This is a genomic window from Pseudoxanthobacter sp. (genome assembly GCF_036822375.1).
Lineage (GTDB): Bacteria > Pseudomonadota > Alphaproteobacteria > Rhizobiales > Segnochrobactraceae > Pseudoxanthobacter.
Genome location: NZ_DAISHT010000004.1, coordinates 6,429 through 32,373, shown reverse-complemented (window position 1 = coordinate 32,373; position 25,945 = coordinate 6,429). Strand labels below are relative to the sequence as shown.

Below are 25,945 nucleotides of genomic sequence, written 5' to 3'. Positions count from 1 at the left end.
GGCGGCTAGCGGCCGAGGGCGGCGATCACCGCGCCGGCCACCGCCGCGGTGGTGGCGTTGCCGCCCATGTCGGGCGTCAGCACCGCGGCCGCGGCCGTCACCTGCTCCATGGCGGCGATCACCGCGGCGGCGGCCTCCGCCTCGCCCAGATGCTCCAGCATCAGCGCGCCCGCCCAGATGGTGGCGAGCGGATTGGCGATGCCGCGGCCGGCGATATCCGGCGCCGAACCGTGCACCGGCTCGAACATCGACGGCACGCCGCCGGCCGGATTGACGTTGGCGGAGGCCGCAAAGCCAAGACCGCCCTGCAGGGCGGCGCCGAGATCGGTCAGGATATCGCCGAACAGGTTGGAGGCCACCACCACGTCGAGCGTTTCCGGATGCGTCACGAACCGGGCCGCCATCGCATCGACATGGAAGCGCGTCACCGCCACGTCGGGATATTCGGCCGCAAGCGCCTCCGTCACCTCGTCCCAGAACACCATCGAATATTTCTGGGCATTGGATTTCGTCACCGAGGCCAGCCGGCCGCGCCGCCGCCGCGCCGCCTCGAACCCGTAGCGCAGGATGCGCTCCACGCCGCGGCGGGTGAAGATGGAGGTTTCCACCGCCACCTCGTCCGGCGTGCCCTGATGCACCCGGCCGCCGGCACCGCTGTATTCGCCCTCGGTGTTCTCGCGGATGCAGAGAATGTCGAAGGCCTTGTCGCCGAGCGGGCCCTTCACGCCGGCCAGCAGGCGGTGCGGGCGGGCGTTGACATAAAGGTCGAACGCCTTGCGGATCGGCAGCAGCAGGCCGTGCAGGGAGACGGAATCCGGCACCCGCGCCGGCCAGCCGACCGCCCCGAGATAAATGGCATCGAACGCCGCCAGCGTGGCGATGCCGTCGGCCGGCATCATCGCACCATGGGCCAGATACCAGTCGCACGACCACGGAAACTCCGTGCCCTCCAGCGCAAAGCCGAAGCGGCCGGCCGCCGCCTGCAGCACCGACCAGCTTGCGGCAACGACATCCGCGCCGATGCCGTCGCCCGGCAGCAGGGCAATCCTGTGGGTTCGCGTCATGGCTGTTTCCTCGCTTTTCCCTGCGCCGTTCAGGCCGTCAGGCCGACGTGCATCGTCTTCAGCGCCAGATATTCGTCGATGCCGGTCGGCCCGCCCTCGCGCCCGAGGCCGGATTGCTTGATGCCGCCGAAGGGGGCCACCTCCAGCGAGACCGACCCGGTGTTGAGGCCCACCATGCCGAACGCGAGCTTCTCGCCGACGCGGAACCCGCGGCTCAGGGAGCCCGTGTAATAATAGGCGGCGAGGCCGAACGGCGTGTCGTTGGCAGCCGCGACCGCCTCGTCTTCATCGTCGAAGCGGAACACCGGCGCAACGGGACCGAAAGTCTCTTCCCGCGCGACCCGCATCGCCGCCGTCGCCCCGGTCAGCACCACCGGGCTGACGAAGCGCTGCGGATCGACATCGTCGTTGCGGCCGGTCACGTTCTCGGCCCCGAGGGCCAGCGCATCGGCAATGTGGCCGCCGACCTTCTGCACCGCCGCCGGCGAAATCAGCGGGCCGATGGCAACGCCGGGGGTGAAGCCGTTGCCGATGGTCAGCCCGCGCACCGCCGCCGCCAGCCGCTCCACGAAGCGGTCGTGAATGCCGGCCTGCACGAAGATGCGGTTGGCGCACACGCAGGTCTGCCCGGCATTGCGGAACTTGGAGGCCATGACGCCGGCAATGGCCGCATCGAGATCGGCGTCGTCGAACACGATGAAGGGGGCGTTGCCGCCGAGTTCCAGACTGAGGCGCTTGATGGTGGCCGCGCTTTCGCGCATCAGCAGCGCGCCGACCGCCGTGGAGCCGGTGAACGACAGCTTGCGCACCACCGGACTGGCCGTGAGCGCGGCGCCGATGGCCGGTGCCAGCCCGGTGACGATGTTGATCACCCCGTGCGGAATGCCAGCCCGTTCGGCCAGCGCCACCAGCGCCAGCGCCGAATAGGGCGTCAGCTCCGAAGGCTTGATGACCACGGTGCAGCCGGCGGCCAGAGCCGGCGCCACCTTGCGGGTGATCATGGCGTTGGGGAAGTTCCACGGTGTGATGATGGCACAGACGCCGACCGGCTCCTTCTGCACCAGAATGCGCCGGTCGGCGGTGGGCGCCGGCAGCAGCAGGCCGTCAATGCGCCGCGCCTCGCCGGCGAACCAGCGGATGAAGCCGGCGCCATACGTGATCTCGCCCATGGCCTCGGCCAGCGGCTTGCCCTGCTCGGCCGTCATCAGGCGCGCCAGATCGGCGGCATTCTCCATCATCAGCGCATACCAGCGCTCCAGAAGGTCGGCGCGCTCGGCCGCCGGCCGTGCCCGCCATGCCGGCCAGGCGGCTTCGGCGGCGGCAATGGCGGCTTCCGTTTCCGCCGTGCCGCAGGCCGGAACGGTGCCGATGGCCGCACCGGTCGCCGGATCGTCCACGCTCAGCGTGGCGCCGTTTTCCGCACCGACCCACGCCCCGCCGATGAAGGCCCGCTCGATGAAGAGGCCGGGATCGGCGAGGCGATCGGCAAGGCCGCCGGCGAGCCGGCTGGCAGGAGGTGTCGCGGAGGAGACGGCAGGAGACGGCGCAGACATGACGGGAAACCCTGATTTCGGCAGCGGAATCGGCTCAGTAACCGCGGGCGGGATCGACCCGGCCCTCAACGGGCAGGCCGGCCTCGTGGCGGGCGATGGCCTCCAGAACCTGACGGACGGCAGCTTCCGGATCGGTCTGGGTGGCGATGTGCGGCGTCAGCCACACCGCGGGGTGGCGCCAGAAGGGGTGATCGGGCGGCAGCGGCTCGGGCTCGGTCACATCCAGCACCGCGGCGCGGATGTGACCGGCATCGAGGGCCGCCAGCAGCGCCGGCTGGTCGAGATGGGCGCCGCGGCCGGCATTGACGAGGGCCGCACCGCGCGGCAGGCCGGCGAGAAGGCGATCGTCGATCAGGCCGCGCGTTTCCGGCGTCAGCGGCAGCAGGCAGACGAGAATGTCGGTGCGGGCGAGAAAGGCGGCGCGCCCGGCCTCGCCGGCGAAGGTCTCGATGCCGTCGAGGGCGCGCGGCGTGCGGCTCCAGCCGGCGAGCGGAAAGCCGAACGGCCGCAGCCGCTCCAGCGCCGCCTGCCCGAGACGGCCGAGCCCCATGATGCCGACGCGGCGGCCGGCCGCCGGCACCACGCGGTGTTCCTGCCATTCCGCGCGCCGCTGCTGGGCACCGTAGCGGATGAAATCGCGGTGCAGCGCCAGAACCGCCAGCGTCACATAATCGGCCATTGCCGCGGCAAGGCCGGCTTCCGTCATGCGGATGAGCGGCAGGCCGGCCGGCAGGGCGGCAAGATCGAAATGATCGACGCCGGCGCCGAGCGAGAACACCAGCCGCAGATTGGGAAACTGCGCGGCGAAGTCCGCCGGCGGCTGCCAGACGGCGAGCCACCGCACCTCCTGCGGGCACACATCCTGCGGCAAGCCGGCCTGCGGCCACTGACGGAAGGTGATCTGCGGCGCGGCGCGCTGCAGGCACTGCGCCCAGAGGGCGCCGCGCTCCGGGTCGCCCCTGTAGAGCAGGGTTCCGGTCAGCGCGGTCACGCCGGCTCTCCCTCGTCCCAGCCGACGACGCCCTTCACTTCCAGAAAGGCCTCCAGCCCGAAGGCACCGTATTCGCGCCCGTTGCCGGACTGCTTGTAGCCGCCGAACGGGGCGGCCCCGTCCCATGCCGAGCGGTTGAGGCGCACGGTGCCGGCCCGGAGGCGGCCGGAGAGCGCGCGGGCCTCGGCCGGGTCGCCCTGAATATAGGCCGCCAGACCATAGGGCGTGTCGTTGGCGATGGTCACGGCCTCGTCAAGGCTGTCGTAGCCCATGATGACCAGCACCGGGCCGAACACTTCCTCACGCGCAATGCGCATCGTGCCGGTGACCGGGCCGAACACGGTCGGGCGCACATAATAGCCGCGGCTCAGGCCGTCCGGCCGGCCCGGCCCGCCGGCCACCAGCGGCGCGCCTTCGGCAATGGCGGCTTCGATGAGGCTCTGGATGCGGTTGAACTGCAGCTCGCTCACCACCGGGCCGATATCGGTATCGGCGGCATCGGGCGGGCCGACGCGCACGGCATCCGCCGTTGCGCGGGCAATGGCCAGCGCCTCGGCCATGCGGCCGGCCGGCACCAGCATCCGCGTCGGCGCGTTGCACGACTGGCCGGAATTGTCGACGACCGCACGCACGCCGCGTGCGACCGCTTCCTCAAGACAAGCGCCGGGCAGAATGATGTTCGGCGACTTGCCGCCCAGTTCCTGATGAACCCGCTTCACCGTGTCGGCCGCCGCCCTGGCGACGATCACACCGGCACGGGTGGAGCCGGTGAACGACACCATGTCGACCTCCGGATGGGCGGCCAGCACCTGCCCGACCGCAGGGCCATCGCCCTGCACGAGGTTGAACACCCCCGGCGGCACGCCGGCCTCGTGCAGCAGCTCGGCGAAGAGAACGGCATCGAGGGGGGCGATTTCGGAGGGCTTCAGCACCATGGTGCAGCCGACCGCCAGCGCCGGCGCCACCTTGCAGGCGATCTGGTTCAGCGGCCAGTTCCACGGCGTGATCATGGCGACGACGCCGATGGGCTCGTGCACGATGCGGGTCGTGCCCTGCATCCGCGCAAAGGGAAATTCCTTCAGCGCCCGGATGGTCTGGCGGAAATGGGCCACGCCGATGCCCGCCTGCTCGCGGCAGGCCATGGCCAGCGGCGCCCCCATCTCGCGCGAGATCGTCGCCCCGAACAGGTCGAGACGCTGCGCCAGAAGGGCCTCGATGCGGCAGAGCAGCGCCAGCCGCTCTTCGGGGCTGGTGGCGGCAAAGGCCGGAAAAGCCGCGCGTGCGGCGGCAACCGCCTTGTCCACATCCGCCGCCGATCCCATGGCGATGGTGGCGAACGGGGCCTCGGTAGCCGGATCGATGACGGCGCGCGTCGCCGGAACGGCCGGGTCCACCCATTCGCCGCCGATATAGAACTGAAGCGCGTGATCCATTGGGGGCTCCTGACCGGGCCGGGGCTCAGCGGCCCTGCCGGATGAAATCGGCGATGCGTTCGGCGATCATGATGGTGGGAATGTTGGTGTTGGCGCAGGGAATGGACGGCATCAGCGAGGCATCGCACACCCGCAGCCCGTCCACCCCGCGCACCCGGCCGGTGGGTGTGGTGACCGCCATGGGGTTGTCGTCGGCCCCCATGCGGCAGGTGCCGCTGGCGTGCCAGGTGCCGCCGACATGGCGCTCCACGAACGCGCTCAGCGCCGCATCATCGGCCAGCAGACCGTCGAGCGTGGTGCCGAGGGTGATGGCGCTGTGCACCAGCGCCCCGCGCAGCGGGCCGGCGATATCGAGCAGGCCGGAGAGCAGGCCGCGCTGCACGGCATTGGCCGTGCCCGGCACCGCGATCTTCGCCACACGCGGCGAGTAGCTCGACGGAAACGCGCTCCGTGCAAACGGCGCCATCATCGGATCGCGCAGCACGGCCGCCCCGCGCCGCACGGCCAGTTTCAGCCGCTCAAGGTCGCGGCTGTCGGACAGCATGCGGAAATCGACCGCCGGCTCGGTGCGGGACCCCGCCCCCGCCAGTTCCACGAAGCCGCGGGAATAGGACTTGTTCACCCAGAAGAAGATGGTGCCCAGCCGCAGCCCCACCGAATGCCACCCGGAGCGCGACAGGATCGCACCGTGCATATCGCCCTGCGGCGTGCCGGGCAGGCCGGAGGAAAAGCGCCAGACGCCCTGCTCGTGGTGCTCGGCCGGGTCGCGCACGCGGGCGGCCGGCGGCAGGAAGGCGGCAACCGCAATCGAGGGATGCTCCATGAGATTGCGGCCGACGCCGGGGCTGTCGAACACCGGCACGATGCCGAACGACCGCAGATGCGCCGCCGGCCCGATGCCGGAGCGCATCAGCAGCGCCGGGGAATGGATGCCGCCGGCCGACACGATGACCTCGCCGGCCTCAAGACGCTGCGCGGGCGCCCCGTCCTGCGCGGCGAGCAGCGCGCCGGTCGCCCGCCGGCCGTCGAACAGCACGCGCTCCACCTGCCGGCCGGTCAGAATGGTGAGGTTCGGCCGCGCGCGCACCTGCGGCGTCAGCCAGGCAACCGACGTCGGCATGCGCTCGCCCCGGTCGCTGACACCGATGGTGCCGGCGAACACGCCGTCCTGCCAAGGTCCGTTCTGGTCCGGCAGCCGGGCAAAGCCATGCGCCTCCAGCGTGCGCGACACGGCGTCGACGAACGGCGACATCCGCTCGCGGCTGATGCGGCGCACCGGCAGCGGCCCCTCCCGGCCATGCAGCGGGCCGTCCATTTCGCGGTCGGCCTCAAGGCGGATGAACCACGGCAGGCATTCCGCCCACGACCAGCCGGTCGCGCCCAGCGCCTCCCATTCGTCCCAGTCCGACGGCGCGCCGCGATTGGCCATCAGCGCGTTGATGGCCGAGCCGCCGCCAAGCAGGCGTGCCTGTTCATAGCGCCGCACCGGGCGCGGCGCGTTCTGCCGGCTGCCGCCCATCATCGCCTGCAGCGACGACCAGATGTTGCTGACATCGAGATAGGCGCGGCCGGGATAGCGGCTGCGGATATCGGCCGGCATGGTGGCGGCGGTGATATCGCGGCCGGCTTCCACCAGCACCACGCGGCGCGCCGGGTCTTCCGAAAGCCGGGCGGCCAGAACGCAGCCGGCCGAACCGCCGCCGAGAATGAGATGATCGGTCGGGGGGGCTGTCATCGTGTCGGTCATCGGGGCTGGTGCCTTCAGCGTGCGGATGCGTCGCCGTTCCGGCCGCCTTCGCGGGCATTGAGCGCAATGAGGATGACGAGCAGGAACGACACCGCCGTCAGCAGCGACGAGATCGCGGCAATGGTCGGGTCGATCTCGTCGCGCAGCGCCGTGAACATGCGCTTGGTCAGCGTCTGGTTCTCGCCGCCGGAGATGAACAGCGCCACCACCGTTTCATCGAGGGCGCAGATGAAGGCGAACAGCGCCCCGGAAATGACGCTCGGCCGGATCTGCGGCAGCGTGACGGCAAAGAAGGTGCGCACCCGGTTCATGCCGAGGCTGCGCGAGACCATCTCCTGCGTCGGGTCGAATTTGCGCAGCCCCACCAGAACGGCGGTGATGACATAGGGCATGCCGAGCATGACATCGGCCAGCACCAGCCCCGGCATCGTCGCCAGCAGCCCGGCCTGCGCATAGACGAAGAACACGCCGACCGCAACGATGACGATGGGCGTCACCAGCGGCAGCAGCAGCACCGCCTGCAGCGCCTTCACCGCGCCGGCGGTGGAGTTGTGCAGCCCGTAGGCCGCCGCCGTGCCGATGACGGTGGCGATGGCCGCGCTGATGAACGACACCGTGAGGCTGATGCGCGTGGCATTCATCCACGCCGCGGAGCCGAGATAGGATTCGTACCAGCGCAGCGAATAGCCCGGCGGCGGGAAGGTGAGAAACCGCGCGCTTGAGAACGACATCGGCACGATGATGATGACGGGAACGATCAGGTAGATCAGAACCAGCGCCACGAAGACATAAAGCAGGATGCGGCCGGCCTTCATCGCTTCACCTCATGCCCATCAGTTTTTCGGTCGGGATGATGCGGCTGCCAACCCAGAAGATGGCCGCCACGCACAGGAGAAGAACGACGCTGATCGAGCTTGCCGCGCCCCACTCGTTGTAGACTTCGACATTGCGGCTCACCAGCATGGAGACCATGAAGGCGCGCCCGCCGCCCAGCAGTTCCGGTGTGATGTAGAAGCCGAGCGCGAGCACGAACACCAGCACGGTGCCGGCCACGATGCCGGGCATGGAAAGCGGCAGGAAGACGCGCCGGAACACATGCAGCGGCGCGCCGCCGAGGCTGGCGCCGGCCATGGTGAGTTCGGCCGGAATCTTCTGCATGGTGGCATAGAGAGGCAGCACCATGAACGGCAGCAGGATGTGCACCGTGGCGATGATGGTGCCAAGCTCGTTGTTGGCGAGCGCCAGCGGCGCATCGATGATGCCCAGCCGGCGCAGGCCGGTGTTGATGAGGCCGGTGCGCTGCAACAGGATCATCCACGCATAGGCCCGCACCAGCACGCTGGTCCAGAACGGCAGCACGACGAGCGCCAGCACGCACAGGCTCCAGCGCCGCGGCAGCTGCGCGGCGACGAACGCCACCGGATAGCCGAGTACGAGCGTGACCGCAGTGACGATGACGGCAATGCGGAAGGTCTGCAGGAAGGTGAGAAAATAGACGCTGTCGGTGAAGAAGCGCCGGTAATTTTCCAGCGTGAAGCCGTCATGCCAGATCGACTGCCACGAAAGCCATGCCATCGGCATGACCAGCAGGCAGACGACCACGGCAAGCGCCGGCAGCAGCAGCACCAGCATCAGCGCCTGTTCGCGCGCTTCGTGCTGCCGCACGGTTTGCGATTGCGATGACGACAAGACGGCCTCCTTGCGGAAAACGGAACGGCAGGGAGAAAAGGGGACCGCAGGCGGGAGAGGCCCCGCGATCCCCTTCCGGTCTCAGTTCGACTGAAGGAACGAAGCCCAGCGCTTCAGCGCCTCTTCGCCTTCCGGGCCGCTCCACCAGGCGGTGGAAATCAGCACCTGCTTTGCGGCGTTCTCCGGCGAGCTCGGCAGTTCCGCGGCGCGCTCGGCCGAGATCTTGCCGGTCTTGAAGGCCTCCGGGTTACCCGGGCCATAATCGATATAGCTGGGGAAATTCGCCTGAATCTCCGGCGAGATGGCCGCGTTGACGAACTTCACCGCCGTTTCCAGGTTCGGCGCGTTCTTCAGGATGCAGAGCGAAGTTTCCTGCAGGAAGCCCTGATTGTAGGTGAAGCCGACATCGGCGCCCTCTTTCATCACGGAAGAGACGCGGCCGTTCCACGCCATTTCCATGTCCACCTCGCCATCGCTCAGCAGCTGGGCCGACTGGCCGCCGGAGGTCCACCACACGGCGATGTGCGGCTTGATCTCCTCCAGCTTGCGGAAGGCGCGGTCGACATCGAGCGGATAGAGCTTGTCGGGCGCCACGCCATCGGCCAGCAGGGCGGCCTCAAGGGTTGCCAGCGGGTGGTTGCGCAGCGCGCGGGCGCCGGGGAATTTCTTCACATCCCAGAAATCCGCCCAGCTCTTCGGCGGATTGTCGCCGAACTTCGTCTTGTTGTAGGCGAGAACGCTGGAATAAAACTCGTACGGCACCGAATAGGGCGTCTTGTAGGCCGCCGGAATACCGGCGGCATTGGGGATCTTCGCGAAGTCGAGCTTCTCGATAAGGCCCTGTTCGCCGCCCCGGATGCAGTCCTTGGTGGGGGTGTCGACCACGTCCCACACCGGCTTGCCGGTGGCGCCCTGCGTCTTGATCACCGGCCAGGCATCGGGCGAGGAATCCTGATGAACGGTGATGCCGAGCAGTTCGGCGGCGGGGTCGAGAATCGCCTTGGTCTGGGCTTCCTGATAGGCGCCGCCCTGCGAGACGAAGGTGATCTCGCCGGCCGCGCGGGCCTGACCGGTGAAGACGGCAGCAGCCGTCAGCGCCAGTGCCGCGGCAAGGCCGGAGCGGGTAACGGACAGGCGGACAAGTCGTTCGGGCACGCGCATCTTTCGTTCTCCTCTGGGTCTTCGGGTCGGCGTCTGGTCGGCTTCGCTGTTATGGGGGTCGCGGTTGCGCCCGTTTGCCCGGCCGGTTCCCGTGCGGGAAGCCGGCCGGGGTCGTTGGTCCGCCGGCGCGGTGGCCGGCGGCAGCGGATTTCGGCACCGGCCGTCCTCAGCGCCCGATGGCGTCGAGGAACTGGTACCAGCCGGCGACGAGACGAACGGCCGGCTCACGCACGGCATAGAACGGAACGGTTTTCAGGCGCGCCGTCGCCATGAGGCCGATGTCCGGGGTCTCGCCCAGCGCGATGTCGGCCACATATCGCCCCATCAAAGTCGACATCGCAACGCCGGTGCCGTTGTAGCCCGCGGCATAGCAGAGGCGCTCGTCGATGCGCCCGACATGGGGCAGGCTGTCGAGGGTGAGCGCCACCAGACCCGACCAGCGGTGGGTGATGGCGGTGCCCGCCAGCTCCGGGAACTGCGCCACCAGTGCCTTGTGGAGCGCAGCGAAGGCGGCCTCCGAATCCTCGCGTCCGAAGGCGCCGCGACCGCCGAACAGCATCCGGTCGCCGGCCTTGCGGAACCAGCGCATCATGCGCCGGGTCTCGGTATAGCTGCGGCCGGTGGGGATCAGCTTTTCGCCGGCCGTGCCGGTCAGCGGCGCGGTTGCGATCATGGCGCTGCGGAACGGGATCAGCGTGCGCGGCAGGGCGCCGGTCACGGGCGACAGATCGGAATAGGCATTGGTGGCCAGAATGACCTGCCGGGCCCGCACCGCACCCGAGGCCGTTGCAACCACCACGTCCGCCCCGTCGCGGCGGATGCCGGTCACCGGGCTCTGCTCATGAACGGCGGCCCCGGCGGCGGCCACGCCGCGGGCGATGCCGCGCACGAAATTCAGCGGATGAATAACACCGCCGTGGGTGTTGAGCAGACCGCCGGTGAAGGCGGAAGATCCGGTTTCCGCCTGCATTTCGGCGGCATCGAGAATGCGGGTTGCCGTGTCGCCGAGCGTGCCGTGAAGCCACGCGCTTTCTGCCTTCAGCCCGTCGAGCGACACGGCATTGTGCGCGCAGCGCAGATTGCCGCTCTCCCGCCAGCCGGCATCGGCGATGCCACAGGTTTCAACCAGTTCGGCCACATTGGCGATGGCCTCACAGCCGATGTCGTGCATCCGCCGCGCGGTATCGAGGCCGAAGCGGCGGGCGATATCGGAAAAAGTCAGCCGGTATTTGCCGGAAACGACGCCGCCGTTGCGCCCGCTGGCACCCCAGCCGATGCGGCTCGCCTCCAGCACCACGGCATCGACGCCGCGCTGCCCCAGCCGCCGCGCGGCGTTGAGGCCGGTGTAGCCGCCGCCGACGATGACCACATCCGCACGCCGCTCGCCGGTCAGCGCGGCGAAGCGCTGCGGCGGGCTGGCCGTGTCGCGCCAGAGCGAGGCGATTTCAGGCCGTGGAGTGAGGCGAGCCATGGCGGCATCCGATCGGTGGTTCCGGAGGAAAAGGCCCGGCCGGCGGCCGGCCGGGCCGGCAGATCAGGCCGCCACCGGCAGCCCTTCGGCCCGCCGCGCCACATCGATGGCATCGGCCAGACCCTTGAGGGTGGAGAAGTGATAATCCGGCTTCGTCACCTGCTTCGGCTCCGGCGTGCCGCCGAAACCGGTCAGGCCCTGGCGACGCTCGATCCAGCACACGGTGTAGCCCAGTTCGCGGGCCACGCCGATGTCGTGATACTGGCTCTGCGCAACGTGCAGGATCTCGTTCTGCCGGAAACCGTGGGCCGACTGCCGGCCGCAGTTGAAGGCGAAGAAGCGCGGGTCGGGCTTGGCAACGCCGGTCTCGTCGCACGTCACGCTGTCGTGGAACGGATTGCCCAGCGTGTGGGAATAGGCCGAGAAGGCCGTGCGGTCGGCATTCGTCATGGCGACGAGGCGATAGTTGCGGCGCAGGCGCTTCAGCGCATCGACCGAGTCGGCAAAGGCCGGCCAGCGCAGCACCGCAAGCTGGAAGGCATCGGCAGTGGCCTCGTCGCTGCGGAAGTCCAGTTCGGCGGCCAGCGACAGATAGACATCCTTCATGGCGAAGGAGGAGCGGCCGTAGAAGTTGTCGCGGCCGCGCTTGTAGGCCGCAAAGATCGTATCTTCGTCGGCTGCTTCTGCCTTCGGGCCGCCAAGGCTGCGGATGGCGGAGATGACGCCGGTCTCGAAATCGATCAGCGTGCCGACCACGTCGAAGGTGAGAACCTTGAAGGAAGTGAGGGACATCGTGTTGCTCTCTGGTGGGCTCTTGAAAGGGGCTGGCAAGTAAGACCGGGCAAGGGGCGCCCGTTCGCCGGAGAGCAGGTCTCCGGCGGCGGGCCGTGCGGCGGGGTGAGATCGGGCGCGAACCGGGCCGTCAGACGGCCTTCGGCACGATGATGGTATCCTCCGGGTGCAGCGCGAGGGTCAGCGGATTGCCCGGCGGGGGAATGAGCTGCCGGCCCAGATGGTTGGCCGGCTGGCGGAAACTGAGGCTGTCGCCGTTCTCAAGGGTGAGAAACACGCGGATGCTCTCGCCCTGATAGACGATCTCGGTCACGGTGCCGGAAAGCCGGTTCATGCCGGCGGCGGTTTCCGGGCCGGCGATGACCAGCTTTTCGGCGTGAAGCACGAGGAAGATCTCGTTGCTGACCGGCACCGGCCGCGCCGATTGCAGAACCGTGCCGCCGAGCCGCACCGCATGGCCGCCGATGGCCACGTTCTGCACCCGCAGCAAGGTCGCCTCGCCGATGAAGCCGGCGACGAAGGAATCGGCCGGATGATCGTGCAGCACCTCCGGCGCGTCGATCTGCACGATGCGGCCGCGGTTCATGATGGCGATGCGGTCACTCATGGTCAGCGCCTCGCGCTGGTCGTGGGTGACATAGATGATGGTGGCGCCGAGCTTGCGGTGCAGGTGGCGCAGTTCGATCTGCATCGTCTCGCGCAACTGCTTGTCGAGCGCCGACAGCGGCTCGTCCATCAGGATCAGACGCGGCTCGAAGATCATGGCGCGGGCCAGTGCCACCCGCTGGCGCTGGCCGCCGGAAAGCGCGCTGATGCGCCGGTTTTCGAAGCCGGAGAGTTCCACCATGGCCAGCGCCGCCTTCACCCGCTCCGGCCAGTCTGCCTTCGGCAGCCGGCGGGCGCGCAGCGGAAAGGCGACGTTCTCGCCCACGCTCATATGCGGAAACAGCGCGTAGTTCTGGAAGACGATGCCGATGTCGCGCTTATGGGGCGGCGCAAATGTAATATCGCGGTCGCCCAGCCAGACCGACCCGGAGGTCGGCTGGACGAACCCGCCGAGGATGCCGAGCAGGGTCGTCTTGCCCGATCCGGACGGGCCGAGAACCGAGACGAACTCACCCGGCGCCACCTCCAGACTGACATTGTCGAGGGCGCGGAAGGCGCCGTAATGCTTCTCCGCCGAACGGATGGAAACGCCGACGCTGCTGGATTTGGCCGTACTGCTCATTCGTCCCACGCTGCTTTCGGCTCAACTGGATGGCTGCCACGACCGGACAGGCCCCGGGCCGGACCGTGCACCGGGAGCCGGCACGCTGCAACCCGCTGTCCCGGTGTTGCGGCTGTGCGGCCCGGCGAAACCGTCTGCCCGCCCCAAGAAAACCGCAGCATTCCTGATCCGGCAATTGAAAAAAGGTTGGCGGAGGTTTTACATGATGTAATGACAATGCTGCGCCGCTCCCTGCCCTCCATGAATGCGCTGTTCACGTTCGAGGCGGCCGCCCGGTGCGGGAGTTTCTCGCGGGCGGCCGACGAGCTGAACGTGACCCCGGCCGCCGTGAGCCGCATGGTGGCCCGCTTGGAAGACCGCCTCGGCACGCCGCTGTTCGTGCGCCTGCCCAACGGCGTGCTGACCACGGAGGCCGGCAAGCTGCTGTTCGATGCCACGGCCCGCGGCTTTTCGGGCATCGAGGCGGCCATCCGCGAGATTCAGGACCGCAGCGCCGGCACAGAGACGGTGTCGCTGTCGGTCTCCACCGGCTTCACCACCCACTGGATGATGCCGCGCATGGAGCGCTTCAAGGCCGCCTTTCCGGGGGTGGATCTGCGCTTCCAGCTGATCATGAGCGCGCTTTCCGGGCCGGTCAGCGATGTCGATCTCGGCATGCGCTTCGTGGAAGGGGCCGACGACCGCCACGAGGCGACGCTCGTCATGCCGGAGATTCTGCTGCCGATCTGCAGCCCGGCCTATCTGGAGCGCCACGGCGACGGCCATGGCACCCTGAAGGCAACGGCCACCACCATCGTCAACCTCAGCGACAGCAACACCGGGTGGGGCGACGCCATCGCCCGCTCGTTCGGCGACGGCTCCAACACGCTGGTGTTTTCCGATTACGCCATCGTGGTGCAGGCCGCGCTTCTCGGGCAGGGCGTGGCGCTCGGCTGGCTCAATGTGGTGTCGCACTGGCTGGTGACGGGCGATCTCGTTCCCGCCCGCAACGATCTCATCGCCACCGGGCGGCGCTGCCATCTGGTGCGCCAGCGCGACAAGCCGTTCCGCCCCGTGGTGATGCAGATCCGCGACTGGATCGTCGCCGAACTCGCCGACGATCTGGCCCGCCTCGATGCCCGCTATCCCGCCCTCGGCCTCGCCGCCGCGCTGGCACAATTCCCCTGAGCACCGGAAAACGTCGCCACAAACCGCCGCAGGCCTCACAGCCGCCTACCCGGCGGGGAGCTTCCGGCGCCCGTGCAGATCGGCCATGGCGGTTCTCTCAGCCGCCTACCCGGCGGGGAGCGACATAATCACCGATTTGCACTCCCTTCCACGTCTCTCAGCCGCCTACCCGGCGGGGAGCTGGCCCTCGTAGACCGGCAGGCCGGTTTTTTCTCTCTCCGCCGCCTACCCGGCGGGGAGCCTGGACGCAGAGTCGGTGGATGCGGCTGTTATTCTCTCAGCCGCCTACCCGGCGGGGAGCGGCCGCGCGCAGCATCTCCGGACTGAGACGCTTCTCTCAGCCGCCTACCCGGCGGGGAGCCGGCTGTCTACGCCGAGCCCTCGCGCAAGATCTCTCTCAGCCGCCTACCCGGCGGGGAGCTAACTACCAGCGGCCGTCAGATCGCGGGGTTGTCTCTCAGCCGCCTACCCGGCGGGGAGCGCAATCTGAGTCCGCGCTCGGCAGTCTGCTGTTCTCTCAGCCGCCTACCCGGCGGGGAGCCGCATTTCCGGCGCTACCACCTGAATCAGTGGTCTCTCAGCCGCCTACCCGGCGGGGAGCGGCCGCCCGCTGGAAGGGCAAGACACGCGACTTCTCTCAGCCGCCTACCCGGCGGGGAGCTGCCCCGCACCAGAATCTGCGCGGCAATATCCTCTCTCAGCCGCCTACCCGGCGGGGAGCGTGACCTTTGAGGGGCTGCTCGCGGCGCTGGATCTCTCAGCCGCCTACCCGGCGGGGAGCGCCACCGTGGCGCGATACGCGCCGAAGTCATCTCTCTCAGCCGCCTACCCGGCGGGGAGCTCTTTAACGTCGACTCGAAAAGCTATGTCCGCTCTCTCAGCCGCCTACCCGGCGGGGAGCCTCAGCGCCCGGTCATTGATCGTCTGATTCCGTCTCTCAGCCGCCTACCCGGCGGGGAGCGCCACACGCGGACATCGGCCGGGCCGAGCGGTTCTCTCAGCCGCCTACCCGGCGGGGAGCCCGTCGCCGGACGTTATGGGGCACCTGCTTACTCTCTCAGCCGCCTACCCGGCGGGGAGCACAAGAATAAGACGTTCAAAGGCCGCCAGCAATCTCTCAGCCGCCTACCCGGCGGGGAGCCAGATCGATCCCGCGCTTGTGCGCCTCTACAATCTCTCAGCCGCCTACCCGGCGGGGAGCTTAAAACCCTTAATCGCTTTGATGGTTTCTTCTCTCTCAGCCGCCTACCCGGCGGGGAGCTCCGGGGGGATAATACCCGAATACCTCAAGCGTCTCTCAGCCGCCTACCCGGCGGGGAGCAAGCCGGGCTGCCCGCCGGACCCAAGCCCCTTTCTCTCAGCCGCCTACCCGGCGGGGAGCTTGGATATATTGCCGTGAGGACAAGGCCTTAGTCTCTCAGCCGCCTACCCGGCGGGGAGCTCTGGCATCAGGGGCACGACAACAGTCGTGATAATGGGTTATCGCAAGCCATGCACCGGGACAATCGGCAAACTGCCCTCTTATAAAACACTGTTTTATAAGAGGATTTCAGGGCGCCTCGGAAAGATCGTCCCGTCCGGCGCGCACAATCCCCGCCAGATCGCTCCAGCGCACGGCCGGAAAGGTTGTGTCGGCCAGTTCGCCGGCATGCATCTCGAAGCTGACAGATGCAAGCCGCTCCAGGGCCGCACGCGCCTGCCCGTCGCCCGCGGGTGCCACCAGCCGCCAGGCCCGCAGCAATGCCTCGGGAAAGAGAGCGATGTCCGCGCGCCCGTCCACCCGCAAGCACTCCTCCGGCTCCAGTCGGCGCGCGGGGACCATGTGCCCCCCCAGAGCGATTTCGCCCCAGCATTCCGCTGTTTCCGGCCCCTCGCCCCGCAGGAAGAGCCGGAACTCCCCTCCCGTGGCGCGGCGGAAACGGCGGATGCGCGCGGACCGGCGGCTAACGCGGGCCATCAGGTGCGTCAGATAGCGCCCCAGAGGGGCCTGCCCGCCTTCCAGCTTCAGCATCGCCGCCCGAAGGGCCGCCTCGGCCGCCCGCAAAGGCACGTCCGGCTGCGGATCGAGGACCAGCGTTGCCGAAATCGCCGACACATCCGCAGAGCCGAGGAGGCAGGACAGATCGCGACTGTCAGAGCCGACATGATCGCAAAGGTCCGGTGTGGACACCTGCGTTTCGCTCGCAAGAGCGGTCTCAACCCCCGGCCAGGCCAGCTTGCGATGCTTCATCACGATGGGACTGCGGCCGAACAGCACAATGTTCGGCCCGTGCCCTGTCGTGCGGCGATGACGGCGCACGCGCCCGGCCGTCTGCACGATGGCGCGCAGCGAGGAAGGGTCCACGACCGCATAGTCGAAATCGAGATCGTTGCCCGTTTCGATCACCGGTGAAGTGACCGCGACGATCTCGATATCGCGGCAGCCCGCCGCCTGCGCGCGCGCAAACAGCCCCTCGTCCTGACACAGGTGGCGCAGGCCGGCGTCCGGATCGGCGCCCTTGCGGGTCAGCGCCCGACGCAGGCGGTGCTCGATCCATTCACGCTGCAGACGCAGGAAGCCTGAATGCAGGCCGATGATCAGGCGCAGCCGCCCCTCCGCCGCCCCGGCGGGAAGCTGGCGGATCATGGTCTCTGTCTGGGAGATGGTCGTCATCCGCACGAGACCGAACGACACCCTGCAATCCCCGATCAGGCTGCCGTGCAGGTCATGCATTCGCGATACGGCGGCATGGACCTGCGCGACAAGCGCCGCCCAGTCCGCTGCCACGGGCAGAATTTCGCCGCGCCGCTGGGGCGCCGCGCGGGAAAGATGAGAGAGGACCGCATCGCGGCACCGATCGAAGACCGTCCCGAACGCGGCGCCGTCTGCGTTGTCGGCAACCGCGCCCGGCGCATCGGCACAGCAGAGCAGATGAACATGCCCGGCCATTCCCGCGGCATCGGCGTGAACGCGCCAGCCGGCGCGGTAGGCGGAATGGAACGCACCGGCGATATCGGCGGTCAGCGTTGCCGACAGGATCACGACCCGCCGCCCGGCCGCACCGGCCTGATAGACGAGCCGTGCCAGAGCTGCGAGACTTTCGGCGTCGTACTGGTCGATCTCGTCGAGGATCAGATCAGAAGTGACGACCCGGAGCGCCGCGATCCTGTGGCGCGCCCGCTCCGGCGAAGCCACGGGCATCAGATGATCGACCGTGCCGACCATGATCGGCGGCGCAACAAGCCGGCGCGCATCCGCCGCCTTTGTGCCGGACGCGCGGATCACCTCCTCGCAGAAGGCCGGCAGCGCGCGACCGGTATCGAGCGAGAGCCCTCTCAGCCAGTCGGCCTCCTTCTCCGCTCCCTCTCCCGGCACCGGCCCTTCCGCCATTTCCACCCGCAGCCAGTCGGGCAGATCGATCAGGCTTTCCGAGCCGGCAGCCTCGCCTTCTTCCGCCGCCGCCCGGTCCCCGGTCCCGAAAAAGATCGGTTCCTGACCGACGACGACAGACATATCCTGTGCTGAAAATCCGAGGTCGTCGACATATTCGCGGGCCGACTGCGTCGCCAGAACGCGCAGGCCGAGCCCCAGCGAAAAGCGCAGATATCGCCGTTCGGGCCGGGCATCGGCGAAGGCTGCCGCGGCAAGAACCGTGGGGGCGGCCCGGGTCTTGCCGGTGCCGGTTCCCGCCAGCAGACAGGCAAAGAAACCGCCTTCGCCGCGGCCCGCAAGCGACCGGGCCGCCGCAGCAGCACCGGCCTGCCAGGCAAAACGCGGATCGGACGAGCGCAGAGGCCGGGCGATATCCCGCGGCACCCGATCTTCCGGCAGGGCCGGAAAGCGGTCGCGCGCCTGCAGCAGAGTGTCGAAGGCCGCACGGCAATGCGCCCACACACGCCGGATGTGGAGCGTGAGGGAATCGGCCGGGGCCCCTTCGATCAGGTTCGCCAGATGCTCCGGGCGGGCCGGCGAAAGCACCTTCTTGGCCGACCCCAGATGATCGGCCAGCATCAGCGCCGTGCGCAGGCCGATATCGAGCGAGGGGCAGGCGATGCCCGCCACCAGCCGCGAAGCGTCCCGCGCGAGCTGGCCGCACCACCATTCATCGTGCCAGAACGGACAGCCGGGCGCAGGCGCCAGATCCGCACGCAGAAGAGCCGCCGTGCGGTTCAGGTGCGCCTCCGGCAGAAGCTGCGTCATCGGCGTGTTCGCCTCAGGCAGGCGGTGGTGGGTCAGGATCAGCAGGCCGATGCGCTGTGCCAGCGTGTCCTCGCGCGAGGCAAAGGCCAGATCCAGCGGCAGCCCCTCTGTTGCGTGGAGCCGCAGGAGCCGCTCCGCCGCGCGCCGGCAGGCCTCGTCGATGCTCCCGGGCGCGGGCGCGGACAGCCGGGCGATGAGCGCCTGATCGTCGAGTTCGCCACAGAGTTCATCCCAGACCATGGCCGAGAAGAGATCATGACGAACGGCATCGGCTTCGGGCTTTTTGCTCCCGGCGGCCCGGTCGAGCTTGGACTGGAAAAGACGGGTCACCTTTCCGAGGTCGTGGAACAACGCGGCGATCCGCAATACCGCCAGAGCCGAGGCCTGCGCCTGCGGCAGCGCGATCCGCGCGGTCGCTGCCGGATGAGAGGCAACCGGTGCCAGACCGTCTTCGGAAAAGGCGGCTTTCGAACCGATCCGGATGATTGGCCGGCGGCTCTCGTGGGCAGATCGGATCTCATGGATCACCACCGCCGTCGCGCGGCTGGCGCGGCGTCTCAGATCCCGCGAAACCCTGTCGAGACAGGCATTGGAGGCCCGGCCGCGCCAGGCACGATCGCCGACGCGCCAGAAGTACTGATCCAGAACCCGCGCCACCTCGTCGCGCGCTTTCTTCCGCGAACGACAAAGGACGATGACCTCACGCATCCCGCCCGGCCTGCGGCGTATCGCTCTGGCCGACAGCCAGCATTTCGTTCACCGTCAAAATCGCAGCCGCGAGGATGGCATGGTCGTTGAATGCATCAATCATGCGATCGCGGAACCGTCCTTCCGCCTCTGACCTGTCACGCGAGCGCGCCTCGGCAAAGGCCAGCGGCAGCACGAGTGCATCCTTGAAACTGTCTGCGAGATCGAAGACCAGCCCGCCGGCCCGTGTCTTGCCATGGAAGACCGACAGGTGCGGCGGAATGCCAAGCGCCCAGAGCGCGGCGCCGGCGATGCCGTAACAGAGATAATTTCCATGATCGATCAGCCGGTTGACCAGCCGGATCGGATCAATCGCCCCGCCCGGCTCGCCCGCGCCCGCCTCGCGGATGAAGGTCGTGTCCTTACCGAAGCCGGCCATCCGGGCGAAACAGGCATAGCACTGCTTTGAATATTGCCCCTCATATCCGAGCAGGGCTGCATTGTCCGCAGCCGCTGCCACATCGTCTTTCAGCCTGCGCCCCAGACGCGACAGTTCATCGGTCTGCCGCACACGCAGGAACTTCATCGCAAGCTTGCCGCCAATGCCGGACACCCGGTCGGCGCGATGCCCCATGACCACCCGGGCGGCCGCAAGAGAAAGCGCCGGGTCCAGATAGATGGGCAGGAGTTCGCGGAAATGCCGCGTGGCCACATAGGTGGTCAGCGCGCCCATGTGCAGCGGTGTCCCGCCGGTGCCGGTAAAAGCCACATGCACGCCCTCATCGCCCAGCATCCGCATTGCTTCCTGCGTGATTGACGTGCCCTGCCCGAGAAAGAGCACAGCCAGGTTCGCGTGCGGAATGTTGAACTCGCGCTGACGGTCGTCATCGGCTGCATGATAAAGAATCCGGCCGTTTTCGACGTGCACGCGGGCGCGCTCAAGCAGGAGCGCCCCCTCGCGATCGGTAATCAGCAGGCGCGGCCCGCCCTTAGGCTGCATCGAATCCGGCCTGCGCCAGCGCGGCATCGGGCAGCACAGGCAGCACCACCGGCGCCCCCGCCGGCGAGAACCCGTAGGTGCCGACCAGCATCGGCGCCTCGCCGATCACACCGTGCTGCATCCGCACATGGAGGATGGTCGACCCGATGTGGAGGGTCAGTGCCGCCGGGTCATGCCCGCGCGGCGTAACCGGCTGGCCCGGATCCTTGCCCCGCCGTGCGGCCCGCGCCTGGCTGCGGCGGATCCAGCCGGGGGTGTGCTTCTCACTGGCGCGGTCGCGGCTCCAGGAGGCGCCCGTCTCGCCGGGCGCGGCAAAGACCGCGCCGATTTCAGGGGCCGGAATCATCCCCCGGCGCAGGAGCCGCTCAACCGGCTCAGCCCGCAACAGCCGTGCCAGCGCTGCTTCCGAGCCGATCAGTTCGACCTCGCGCCCCGGCAGCATGCAGTTGCGCCCCATCGTCATACCCGGCAAGGCCGTGGCGATGTAGTCGTCAGCCGGTCCGCTCCGGTTGGCCTGATGGACGGCTGTCAGCGCGGCCATCATGACATCGCCGGCCGCACCAAGTTCGATCACCGCCTGCACCGGCCGCAACAGCAAACGCGCGCCGCCCCGGCAAAGGCCGGGCCCGCTGTTCAGGCCCGTGCTCATCCGCTCGCCTCCGCCTTCTTGGAACTCGAACCGAAAACGCCGCCGCGCACCAGATTCGCCATGACAAAGTGAACCTCCGGCGTCAGGGCGCCGTTGCCCTCCGCCGCAGCCTCCACCACCGAAATCAGTGCGGCGGCCTTTTTTCGCAGTTCGTAGAAACTCTTCTTCGTGTCCGGCGTACGCAGCACATCGCCGGTCTGCTGCACCCCGCCATAAGGGTTAACCGCTATCGCGTCGTGATCCGGGTCGCCATGCCAGATATCGATGTGCCGCAGCGCAGCGCCGATCTTCTGCGAGTGCATCGAGGCCTGCTGGACCTCGCTTCCGCGCACAGGAAGCTTTGCGTAGACACGGCTGACATCTTTGACCTTGCGATCCTCGCGGACATATTCCTGCGACGGAAAGATCTCCTGCCCCGGGTTCATGCGGGCCGTCCAGTCAACCGCGCAGGAAAAGGCTTTGTCCGCGAGTCCCCCGGCAAAGCCGTCGATCAGCCGCCCGAGCCCTTCCGCGTCACCGCCGGTCAGCGCATCGGCCAGAGCGGATCTGTCTGCCGGCGCGTCCAGCGACAGACGCAGCGGATCGAAGATCAGACAATCGGCGCCGAACCGCACCGTCACGGACATCTCGTCGGACTGGAAGCGGTTCCGCCAGGCAAAACGACCGTTCGCGATGTTCCAGACGTAAAGCTCCGCCAGCGTGCGGAATCCCCCGGCGGCGGCGTACCCGCTGGCCAGACGGCGCCACGCGAGGTCCACGTCAGGGGCGCCGCAGGCATATGGCTTCATGGCGAAGGGCAGGATGCGAAGCGAAAAGCCCAGCATGACCCGGTCACAGCCATTGGGCACCACGGCTGCCTCGACAACCTGCGGGTTGCTGAGGCCGGGGTTTTTCGCATTGTCTTCCGATGACTGCCCCCGCACGCCCTTTTCCAGCACCGGAATCGGAATCCGCCTCAACTGGTCGCCTTCTTCCGCCAGACCGAAAAACAGGCCCTCTGAAATCTGGATCGACCGCGCGAAAGCGAGCATCCCCGTATCGAGCGAGATGACATCAGTCTTGTTCTTGGCCATAGGATGTCTCGTCCTCTGTCGGAAGGGCGGTATGAGGGTGATAATTTTCGTGCCCGGCCAGTACATCGCCGGCAGCATGCCAGCGCCACAGCGCCTGTCGCAGTTCGGTTTCTCCCATACTGGTCATGGCGCGGCTGCGTACCGAAACAAGCTCGGCAATACCGAGCAAGGGCTCGGCAAACACATGCGGAACCGTGCGGCTGCGTGTGCCGCTGCGCTTTGGTGCCCTGTCAGGATCCTCAAGCAACCGATAGCCGACGGCGACCGGCACCGGCCAGCCAAAGCCCGGCCCCCGTTCCGACGGGTTCAGTGCCGCCGCGACCCGCATCAGGCTTTCCTGCGAACCTGCCGATGTCACGCGGCGCCCGGCGCGGCGTGCGGGCATCACGGCCCAGCCCCGCGGCAGCTGCCGCAGGGCCGCACCGTCTCCGGCGATGGGCAGGACACGGATCATCTCGTTGGCGATGGTCCCGCCGGCGATCCGGCGCCCGACCAGTTCGCGGGCCACGGCGATTTCATCCTCCGCACCCGGCAGGTCGAGCACGAGTGAGACCGCAACCGTGCCGACCATGTCTTCAATCGTCTCGATCGGCTGGAAGACGGCTCCGTTGGGCTCCATTTCCGGCTTCGTTCGTCCGTCCGAAACGGAGACCTCATGCAGAATCGGGAGGCATCCGGCCGCCCACGGCTCCAGCCCCAGGGCCCGCATCAGGGTGTCGGCGAGGCCCAGAAACGCGAGCGGGCTCGGCAGACCAGCGGCATAATCGTTCATCATCAGGTTGACGCGGCTGGCCCGCAGGTCTTTGACGAGAAACATCTCAGCCCCCCTCCCCATCGGCACGCCGGGCCAGACGCCCCCGAAAATGTGCCGATGCCAGAATCTGCGTGCGGCGCAGCTCGTCCTGCCGGCTCCAGCCCCGCCAGTGGCCGATGATCGCCACCGGTTCCGGTGCCCGCAGGATATCGGCCGGCAGCCCGAGACCGGCGGCATAGTCCCGCGCCTCGGCCAGCGTCTCCGTGGCGAAGTCCATCGCATCGGCGATAAGACGGTCGGCCATGCGATCGCAGGCAAGGCGCAATGGACGGATCGTGGTGAGCTCGGCCGCCTGCGCGAGCATGTCGCCATAGCGCCAGAGCCACAGATCGACATCCGGCTGCTGCCAGCGCGGAAAGTGCCCGCCGTGCACAAAACGGTAGAGTTCCGCATCGGACTGCCGGAGGGGCGGCGGCATGCGGGCAAAAAAGCGGTTTCGGCTTTGCAAGATCGCGCCGGAGATGTTCTGCGGCTTGGCGCTGACATGCTGCCGCACCCAGTTGCCTCTGGAGAGTCCCGGCCCGCCCTCGGCATCGCTGAAATGGCGATTGCGCACCCCGGCCATGTCGGAGAAGGCCCCGGCTGGCGACAGCGGCGTGACCTGCAGGTCTCCGCCGCCCGGCCGTGGCAGAAAGACGATGGGACATTCCCGCGCCGGCAGCACCCGGATCGGCGGCAGCTCCTCCGTCAGCGCCACGCGCAGCACCGTCAGAACGGCCCGGCCGATCCGCCGGGCCAGCACATCGTCGGCAACCGTGCCGGTCAGGCTTACCCCGGCCAGCTCTCCGCAAGCGGCCAGAATCTCGTCCCGCATCCGGCCCGCCGCCGCATCATCGGCCTCGGCACGGAGTTCCAGCCAGCGGCGGCCATAGGCCAGAGAAAAGGCGTCCTCCACAACGGGCGAAATCGCATCGGGCTCGCGCAGGTGCGCAACCAGACCGCGGGGCTCTGCACCCGTCACCTCCAGCGGCCGGTAGACCAGCTTTGCGACAGGCGTGTCCGGCGCGTTCAGAGACGGCAGAAGGCGCCTCGGCCTGTTGCCTTCGGTCTTGTCGCTGCGCAGAACGACCGTCTTCCCGCCCGAACCGTCGGCCCGGGGCGAGACCAGTTTCAGCAGGTGGCTCCCGCTTCCCGCCCCGACACGCTGCAGAACGCCGGGCCCGGGAAAATGCTCCAGCGCGGCCAGCATCGCGGCAAACTCAGCCGGCAGATCTTCAGGCCCGATCAGCTGCCCTGTCAAACCGAACCTCAGCAGATCGGCAGCCTTGCGCGTCGTCGGGTCCGCCATGATGATGCCCCAGATCCCCTCTCGCACAGTTGTAGCGATCTTCAGGTTCAATGGGTACTGGCATTGGCCGGGAGAGCCACAACCACAAGGGGATTGCGGTGTTCATCCCCCAAACTCATCCGGGTCAGCCGCCGGTGGCCGCAACAACAGGCGGGAGATAGGGGTGGCTCCATCGGGCGCGGATCCATCCCGGCCAGACCCTGCGCTCTCTGGCCTGATGGCCGCGCTCACGGATGTGTCGTCCTGCTGCTCCGGGACGTTCTCGCCGCCGCGCCCGGCCGGGGCGGGCCCGGCCGAAAGGCCCTGCAACCCGCGCTTCAGACGCCGCGCGCTGAATGCACCAGATGCACCGGCCTGACCGGTTCGGAGAAAAGGGAAAACGCCGGCAAAGCCACATTTCCTGTCCCCGGTGCCAAGGTTGCCGGGAAAACATCCATAATTTCAAGATGTCAGGAAATAGAGTGGCGCTCCCTAGGGGAATCGAACCCCTGTTTTCGCCGTGAGAGGGCGACGTCCTGGACCGCTAGACGAAGGGAGCGTGTCGAACGAGTGCGTATGTAGCCGCTCGCCCCGGCGATTGCAACAGCCGTTTTCGGGCGCAGCGGCATTCATCCACACCGCGTGTCGCTGCAAGCCGGCAAAGCGGATGGTTATCCACACCTTCCGGTGCCGGGCCGGAAAACCGCCGCGGACGGACCGGCCGCGGACCCGATGCGCAGGCCGGCGACAGCCGGTGGCGCGACAAAAAACGGCCCCGGCAGGGCGCTGCCGGGGCCGCAAAAAGCGGGGCATGTGTCGGAGGCGGGTGCCGGAGGGCGTCCGGGCCGTCCTGTCGCGTCGTCTTGCCGGGCCGTCTTGCCGGGCAGTGTCAGTCGTCCAGACCGGCGATGGCGCGGGCGAAGTCGCGGGCATCGAACGGTTCGAGGTCGTCGATGCCCTCGCCCACGCCGATGAAGTGCACCGGCAGGCCGTATCGGGCGGCGATGGCCACCAGAATGCCGCCGCGGGCCGTTCCGTCGAGCTTGGTCATCACCAGCCCGGTCACGCCGGCGGTCTTGCCGAAAATCTCCACCTGCCGCATGGCGTTCTGGCCGGTCGTGGCATCGAGCGTCAGAATCACGTCGTGAGGGGCGCTCGGGTCATGCTTGCGAATGACGCGGATCACCTTTTCCAGCTCGGCCATCAGTTCGGCACGGTTCTGCAGGCGACCGGCGGTATCGATCAGCAGCACGTCGGCGCCGGCCTCCCGAGCCTCCTTCATGGCATCGAACGCCAGGCTGGCGGCATCGCTGCCCTCGGCACGGGCGATCACCTTTGCGCCGGTGCGCTCGCCCCAGATCGTCAGCTGAGCGATCGCCGCAGCGCGGAAGGTGTCGCCGGCGGCCAGCATCACCGAGCGGCCATGGGCGCGAAGCTGGGCGGAGATCTTGCCGATGGTCGTCGTCTTGCCGGTGCCGTTGACCCCGACCACCAGCACGACATGCGGCTTCAGCCCCTTATCGAGCAGCAGCGGCCGGGCCACCGGCGCAAGGCGCAGTTCGATTTCCTCGGCAAGAATGCGGCGCACCTCGTCATCGGAAATGCCCTTGGCATAACGCTTGTCGGAAATGCGGTCGGCAATGGCCGTGGCGGTTTCCACGCCGAGATCGGCCTGAATCAGCAGATCTTCCAGATCCTGCAGGGTGCCGACATCAAGCTTGCGCTTGGTGAAAAGCCCGGTGATGCCGCCGGCGAGCGACTGGGTGGTGCGCGACAGGCCGCGGCGCAGGCGCTGCAGCCACGAGGCCTTCGGGCCTTCGGCTGGCGGCGCAGCCGGCGCGTCGTCCGCCTCGGCGAAAAAACGGCGGTCGTCGCCTCCGCCCGCCGGCGGGGTCTCGCCGGCCGGCGGGACCGCCTCTGCACTGTCCGCCGGAGAGGCGGGGCCGGCCTCCGGCAGCGCAGCGCCTTCCGGCTCCGGC

19 protein-coding genes, 1 tRNA gene and 1 CRISPR repeat array are annotated in these 25,945 nt (G+C 68.3%); of the genes, 1 reads left to right on the top strand and 19 read right to left on the bottom strand.

Annotation, left to right across the window (positions count from 1 at the left end; all coding sequences use genetic code 11):
* Window positions 1–5 precede the first annotated feature (5 nt).
* From V7067_RS01195 to V7067_RS01145, 11 genes are all read right to left on the bottom strand, one after another.
* Window positions 6–1,064: a tartrate dehydrogenase gene (locus V7067_RS01195; RefSeq protein WP_334174038.1), complete on the bottom strand. Its 1,059-nt coding sequence runs from the start codon at window positions 1,062–1,064 to the stop codon at window positions 6–8.
* 29 nt (window positions 1,065–1,093) lie between these two features.
* A complete protein-coding gene (locus V7067_RS01190) occupies window positions 1,094–2,617 on the bottom strand; it encodes an NAD-dependent succinate-semialdehyde dehydrogenase (RefSeq protein WP_334174037.1) in 1,524 nt (507 codons plus the stop codon).
* Window positions 2,618–2,651: 34 nt separating this feature from the next.
* Window positions 2,652–3,608 (bottom strand): glyoxylate/hydroxypyruvate reductase A, encoded by a 957-nt coding sequence (locus tag V7067_RS01185; protein WP_334174036.1) that lies wholly within the window; start codon window positions 3,606–3,608, stop codon window positions 2,652–2,654.
* Window positions 3,605–5,041 (bottom strand): aldehyde dehydrogenase family protein, encoded by a 1,437-nt coding sequence (locus V7067_RS01180; protein WP_334174035.1) that lies wholly within the window; start codon window positions 5,039–5,041, stop codon window positions 3,605–3,607. The genes V7067_RS01185 and V7067_RS01180 overlap by 4 nt, the downstream gene beginning before the upstream one ends.
* Before the next feature lie 25 nt (window positions 5,042–5,066).
* Entirely contained in the window at window positions 5,067–6,776 is a 1,710-nt protein-coding gene (locus V7067_RS01175) for a GMC family oxidoreductase N-terminal domain-containing protein (protein ID WP_334174034.1), read from the bottom strand.
* A 26-nt stretch (window positions 6,777–6,802) separates the two neighbouring features.
* Window positions 6,803–7,603 carry an ABC transporter permease gene (locus tag V7067_RS01170; protein WP_334174033.1) on the bottom strand — a complete coding sequence of 267 codons (801 nt, stop codon included), beginning with the start codon at window positions 7,601–7,603 and terminating at the stop codon, window positions 6,803–6,805.
* Window positions 7,604–7,607: 4 nt separating this feature from the next.
* Entirely contained in the window at window positions 7,608–8,420 is an 813-nt protein-coding gene (locus V7067_RS01165; RefSeq protein ID WP_334174053.1) for an ABC transporter permease, read from the bottom strand.
* A gap of 138 nt (window positions 8,421–8,558) precedes the next feature.
* The gene (locus V7067_RS01160; protein WP_334174032.1) at window positions 8,559–9,638 is read right to left on the bottom strand and encodes an ABC transporter substrate-binding protein; all 1,080 of its coding nucleotides are present in this window, start codon (window positions 9,636–9,638) and stop codon (window positions 8,559–8,561) included.
* 166 nt (window positions 9,639–9,804) lie between these two features.
* Complete coding sequence (locus V7067_RS01155) at window positions 9,805–11,109, bottom strand: FAD-binding oxidoreductase (RefSeq protein WP_334174031.1); 1,305 nt, start codon at window positions 11,107–11,109, stop codon at window positions 9,805–9,807.
* A 63-nt stretch (window positions 11,110–11,172) separates the two neighbouring features.
* Window positions 11,173–11,901, bottom strand: a complete 729-nt coding sequence (locus V7067_RS01150; RefSeq protein WP_334174030.1) for an HAD-IA family hydrolase — start codon at window positions 11,899–11,901, stop codon at window positions 11,173–11,175.
* Between the two features lie 130 nt (window positions 11,902–12,031).
* A complete protein-coding gene (locus V7067_RS01145) occupies window positions 12,032–13,129 on the bottom strand; it encodes an ABC transporter ATP-binding protein (RefSeq protein ID WP_334174029.1) in 1,098 nt (365 codons plus the stop codon).
* 210 nt (window positions 13,130–13,339) lie between these two features.
* On the opposite strand from V7067_RS01145, the gene V7067_RS01140 reads away from it, so the two are divergent.
* The gene (locus V7067_RS01140) at window positions 13,340–14,296 is read left to right on the top strand and encodes a LysR family transcriptional regulator (protein WP_334174028.1); all 957 of its coding nucleotides are present in this window, start codon (window positions 13,340–13,342) and stop codon (window positions 14,294–14,296) included.
* 33 nt (window positions 14,297–14,329) lie between these two features.
* Window positions 14,330–15,737: direct repeats of the CRISPR family, unit length 28 nt; unit sequence TCTCTCAGCCGCCTACCCGGCGGGGAGC.
* Between the two features lie 108 nt (window positions 15,738–15,845).
* Here V7067_RS01140 and V7067_RS01135 read toward each other — a convergent pair.
* The 8 genes from V7067_RS01135 to ftsY form a co-directional block, all read right to left on the bottom strand.
* Window positions 15,846–19,184, bottom strand: a complete 3,339-nt coding sequence (locus tag V7067_RS01135; protein ID WP_334174027.1) for an HD domain-containing protein — start codon at window positions 19,182–19,184, stop codon at window positions 15,846–15,848.
* Complete coding sequence (gene cas1f, locus V7067_RS01130) at window positions 19,177–20,190, bottom strand: type I-F CRISPR-associated endonuclease Cas1f (protein ID WP_334174026.1); 1,014 nt, start codon at window positions 20,188–20,190, stop codon at window positions 19,177–19,179. Before cas1f ends, V7067_RS01135 begins: the two co-directional genes overlap by 8 nt.
* Window positions 20,153–20,812, bottom strand: a complete 660-nt coding sequence (locus V7067_RS01125) for a hypothetical protein (RefSeq protein ID WP_334174025.1) — start codon at window positions 20,810–20,812, stop codon at window positions 20,153–20,155. Before V7067_RS01125 ends, cas1f begins: the two co-directional genes overlap by 38 nt.
* A complete protein-coding gene (gene csy3 / locus V7067_RS01120; RefSeq protein ID WP_334174024.1) occupies window positions 20,809–21,885 on the bottom strand; it encodes a type I-F CRISPR-associated protein Csy3 in 1,077 nt (358 codons plus the stop codon). Before csy3 ends, V7067_RS01125 begins: the two co-directional genes overlap by 4 nt.
* On the bottom strand, window positions 21,866–22,702 hold the full coding sequence (locus tag V7067_RS01115) for a type I-F CRISPR-associated protein Csy2 (RefSeq protein ID WP_334174023.1): 837 nt from the start codon (window positions 22,700–22,702) through the stop codon (window positions 21,866–21,868). The genes csy3 and V7067_RS01115 overlap by 20 nt, the downstream gene beginning before the upstream one ends.
* Before the next feature lies 1 nt (window position 22,703).
* Window positions 22,704–24,038: a hypothetical protein gene (locus V7067_RS01110; RefSeq protein ID WP_334174022.1), complete on the bottom strand. Its 1,335-nt coding sequence runs from the start codon at window positions 24,036–24,038 to the stop codon at window positions 22,704–22,706.
* A gap of 411 nt (window positions 24,039–24,449) precedes the next feature.
* Window positions 24,450–24,525: transfer RNA gene (locus V7067_RS01105), tRNA-Glu, on the bottom strand.
* A gap of 330 nt (window positions 24,526–24,855) precedes the next feature.
* Window positions 24,856–25,945, bottom strand: a 1,090-nt coding sequence (gene ftsY / locus V7067_RS01100; protein WP_334174021.1) for a signal recognition particle-docking protein FtsY, incomplete at its 5' end; no start/stop codon positions are given.

What these genes read in the sequence shown, in the direction of transcription:
- V7067_RS01195 (WP_334174038.1), bottom strand. Translation starts at nt 1,064, where the DNA reads ATGACGCGAACCCACAGGATTGCCCTGCTGCCGGGCGACGGCATCGGC.
- V7067_RS01190 (WP_334174037.1), bottom strand. Translation starts at nt 2,617, where the DNA reads ATGTCTGCGCCGTCTCCTGCCGTCTCCTCCGCGACACCTCCTGCCAGC.
- V7067_RS01180 (WP_334174035.1), bottom strand. Translation starts at nt 5,041, where the DNA reads ATGGATCACGCGCTTCAGTTCTATATCGGCGGCGAATGGGTGGACCCG.
- V7067_RS01175 (WP_334174034.1), bottom strand. Translation starts at nt 6,776, where the DNA reads ATGACAGCCCCCCCGACCGATCATCTCATTCTCGGCGGCGGTTCGGCC.
- V7067_RS01170 (WP_334174033.1), bottom strand. Translation starts at nt 7,603, where the DNA reads ATGAAGGCCGGCCGCATCCTGCTTTATGTCTTCGTGGCGCTGGTTCTG.
- V7067_RS01165 (WP_334174053.1), bottom strand. Translation starts at nt 8,420, where the DNA reads ATGCTGGTGCTGCTGCTGCCGGCGCTTGCCGTGGTCGTCTGCCTGCTG.
- V7067_RS01160 (WP_334174032.1), bottom strand. Translation starts at nt 9,638, where the DNA reads ATGCGCGTGCCCGAACGACTTGTCCGCCTGTCCGTTACCCGCTCCGGC.
- V7067_RS01155 (WP_334174031.1), bottom strand. Translation starts at nt 11,109, where the DNA reads ATGGCTCGCCTCACTCCACGGCCTGAAATCGCCTCGCTCTGGCGCGAC.
- V7067_RS01150 (WP_334174030.1), bottom strand. Translation starts at nt 11,901, where the DNA reads ATGTCCCTCACTTCCTTCAAGGTTCTCACCTTCGACGTGGTCGGCACG.
- V7067_RS01145 (WP_334174029.1), bottom strand. Translation starts at nt 13,129, where the DNA reads ATGAGCAGTACGGCCAAATCCAGCAGCGTCGGCGTTTCCATCCGTTCG.
- V7067_RS01140 (WP_334174028.1), top strand. Translation starts at nt 13,340, where the DNA reads ATGACAATGCTGCGCCGCTCCCTGCCCTCCATGAATGCGCTGTTCACG.
- V7067_RS01135 (WP_334174027.1), bottom strand. Translation starts at nt 19,184, where the DNA reads ATGCGTGAGGTCATCGTCCTTTGTCGTTCGCGGAAGAAAGCGCGCGAC.
- cas1f (WP_334174026.1), bottom strand. Translation starts at nt 20,190, where the DNA reads ATGCCGCGCTGGCGCAGGCCGGATTCGATGCAGCCTAAGGGCGGGCCG.
- V7067_RS01125 (WP_334174025.1), bottom strand. Translation starts at nt 20,812, where the DNA reads ATGAGCACGGGCCTGAACAGCGGGCCCGGCCTTTGCCGGGGCGGCGCG.
- csy3 (WP_334174024.1), bottom strand. Translation starts at nt 21,885, where the DNA reads ATGGCCAAGAACAAGACTGATGTCATCTCGCTCGATACGGGGATGCTC.
- V7067_RS01115 (WP_334174023.1), bottom strand. Translation starts at nt 22,702, where the DNA reads ATGTTTCTCGTCAAAGACCTGCGGGCCAGCCGCGTCAACCTGATGATG.